The following is a 2,968-nucleotide window of genomic DNA, read 5'->3' as shown; positions in this document are numbered from 1 at the left end:
TGGCCCAGACCACCGCGCGCAACCTCTTCGGCTTCAAGGACGGCACGGCCAACCTGAAGTCGGAAGGCACGGCACTCCTCAACGAGCACGTCTGGGCCACCGCCGGAACCCGCCCGGGTGAAGCGTGGATGGCGGGAGGCAGCTACCTTGTCTCCCGCCGGATTCGGATGCATATCGAGATCTGGGACCGGACCTCGCTCCGCGAACAGGAAGGGCTGATCGGCCGCACGAAAGGTGCCGGAGCGCCGTTGTCCGGAGGGGAAGAATTCACGGTGCCGGACTTCGCAATCAAGGGCCGCGATGGCGAGCCGCTGATTCCCATCGATTCCCACGTCCGCCTCGCCCACGCGGACCAGAACAACGGCGTGAAGATGCTTCGCCGCGGATACAACTACGCCGACGGTTCGGACGGGCTCGGCCACCTCGATGCAGGCCTGTTCTTCATCGCCTTCGTCAAGGACCCGCGGACGCACTACGTGCCCATGCAGATGACGATGGCAAAGAGCGACAAGCTGGCCCTGGAGTACCTCAAGCACACGGGCTCCGGCCTGTTCGCGGTGCTCCGGGCATCAAGGCGGGCGGCTTCATTGGTGAGGGCTTGTTCGCATGAAGCCGCCCGTCGTCGGACGCGGCCGGTAGGGCGATCTACGGGACCGCTGGCTAGGAAAGCGGCCGTCCGGCCATCCGTTCGAGCCGCTCGATGCGCTCACGCATGGGCGGGTGGGTGGCGAACAGCTTGGTCATGGCACCGCCGCGGAACGGGTTGGCAATCATCAGGTGCGAAGTATTCACGAGGCGCTGATCCTGCGGCAGCGGCACCTGCTTCACGCCTGCTTCGATCCTGCGGAGGGCTGAGGCGAGCGCCAGCGGATCGCCGGTGAGCTCCGCGCCGTCGTGGTCGGCGTCGTACTCCCTGGTGCGGGAAATGGCGAGCTGGATCAGCGAGGCGGCAAACGGCGCCAGGAGGGCCATGGCAATCATGGCAAACGGGTTGGCGTTCCGCCGGTCCCCGCCGCCGAAGAACAGCAGCATTTGGCCCACCGAAGTAATGACGCCGGCGACGGCGGCCGCGATGGACGAAGTGAGGATGTCGCGGTTGTAGACGTGCATGAGTTCATGCCCGAGGACGCCGCGGAGTTCGCGCGCGTCGAGCAAGTTCAAGATCCCCGCGGTGCAGCACACGGCGGCGTTCTTGGGATTGCGTCCCGTGGCGAAGGCATTGGGGGTCATCGTCGGAGAAACGTAGATCCGCGGCATGGGTTGGTTGGCCCTCACGGAGAGCTCCCGGACGATTTGGTACAGCTGCGGAGCCTCCGCTTCCGAAACCGGGTACGCGGCCATGGAGCGGATGGCGATCTTGTCGCTGTTCCAATATCCATAAGCCGTTGTCGCGACGCCGATCACTGCCATGATCCAGATGGGTCCGGCGCTGCGCGTGCTCGCCCCGATCAGGCACCGAGTCCCAGCAGCACCGCCCAGAGCACACCGAAGAGCGCTGCGGTCTTCAGGCCATTGTGATGATTATGCACTTCACTACTTTCTTGCAGTACGGCTTTTGGTTCTGTTCCGATTAACGCCGACGGCGGCCCGGACGTTCCGCCCAACTAGCTCGCATTTGTTGTCGTTCTGAGCCGCCATAACGACAACAACTGCGGGCTAGTTGGGCGCGGGGCTGGGTCCGGGCTAAGGCACCGGGTGGAGCGAATCGTACTGGAGGAATCCACGCTGACCGCGCGCCACCAACCAGGCAAGCACTGCGCACAGCACGCCGCCGAGAAGCAGCACCCAGCCTTCGCTGAGAACTTTCGTGACTCCACCGGAGAGCATGTCCCCCACGCGCGGACCACCGGAAACCACCACAATGAACACGCCTTGCAACCGTCCCCGCATGTGGTCCGGAGTGGCCGATTGCAGGATGGTGGTGCGGAAGACCGCGCTGACGGAGTCCGAGATCCCGGCAAGGGCACAACACAAGGCCGCCGGGATGATCCACAGCGTGACGCCATCGCGCCCTGCGTCCCCGGCCAGGACCACCACCAGCCCGAAGGCCGCTATGGAGAAGCCCCATCCGGCGACGGACCACACCACCGCGCTCCCCTGGCGCCGCACCCTCCCCAGGGGCCCGGAGAACAGTCCCGTCAGGAAGGCGCCGACGGCCACGGACGCGAGCAGCACACCAACAGTGGTGTCACCGCCCCCGATCATCGTGGCTCCGATCGCGGGCATGAGGGCACGGGGCTGGGCGCAGATCATCGCAATGAGGTCGATGATGAACGTCATGCGAAGGTTGGGCCGGGTGCCCAGGAAACGGAAGCCCTCGACGACGGAGCGCAGCCCGGGTGCCGACGCGTTCTCCGCCGCGGGAAGGGCCGGGAGCTTGAACAGGCTCCACAGCGCGAAGGCGAAGCTGAGCGCATCGATCGTGTAGGTCCAGCCAAAACCGCTCGACGCGACCAGCACACCGGCCAGCAGGGGGCCTGCCGTCATGGAAATGCCCATGTTGAGCATGCTCAACGCGTTGGCGGCGGGCAGCAGTTCCTTGCGGACCAGCAAGGGAATAATGGCGCTGCGTGCCGGTCCGTTGATGCCCTGCGCGCCGCTCTGGATAGCGACGAGGAGGAACAGGATCCAGACATTGTTGAGCTGGAACCAGGCCTGGAGTGCCAGGGCCACGCTGCAGGCCCACAGGACGAGGGACGCAACAATGGCGACCTTCCGCCGGTCATAGGCATCCGAAAGGGCGCCGCCGAACAAGCCCGCAATCACCAGCGGAACCAGGGCAAAGATGCTGAGCAGTCCCACGTAAAGGCTCTGTTGGGTGATGCTGTAGACCTCGAGGCTCACGGCAACCAGGGTCAGCTGGGATCCGACCATCGACACCGAAGACCCCAGCCACAGGCGGCGGAATGCGGGGCTTTCGCGAAGCGGGGTCATGTCAGCCAAGAGTTTTGCCACCGTCCAACCCTAC

General features: G+C 65.2%; 1 protein-coding gene and 2 pseudogenes. 1 reads left to right on the top strand and 2 read right to left on the bottom strand.

Annotated features, from left to right (window positions below):
• A pseudogene (locus AHiyo1_RS00490) lies at window positions 1-610 on the top strand (Dyp-type peroxidase); the annotation flags it as partial.
• A gap of 50 nt (window positions 611-660) precedes the next feature.
• On the opposite strand, the pseudogene htpX reads toward AHiyo1_RS00490, so the two are convergent.
• Window positions 661-1,529: pseudogene (gene htpX / locus AHiyo1_RS00485) on the bottom strand (zinc metalloprotease HtpX).
• Between the two features lie 154 nt (window positions 1,530-1,683).
• Window positions 1,684-2,955, bottom strand: a complete 1,272-nt coding sequence (locus tag AHiyo1_RS00480; protein WP_059387253.1) for an MFS transporter — start codon at window positions 2,953-2,955, stop codon at window positions 1,684-1,686.
• Window positions 2,956-2,968 lie beyond the last annotated feature (13 nt).

The sequence above is a fragment of the Arthrobacter sp. Hiyo1 genome (assembly GCF_001263615.2).
Taxonomy (GTDB): Bacteria; Actinomycetota; Actinomycetes; order Actinomycetales; family Micrococcaceae; genus Arthrobacter.
The sequence above is the reverse complement of the archived record's forward strand: the minus strand, read 5'-3'. Positions and strand labels throughout refer to the sequence as shown.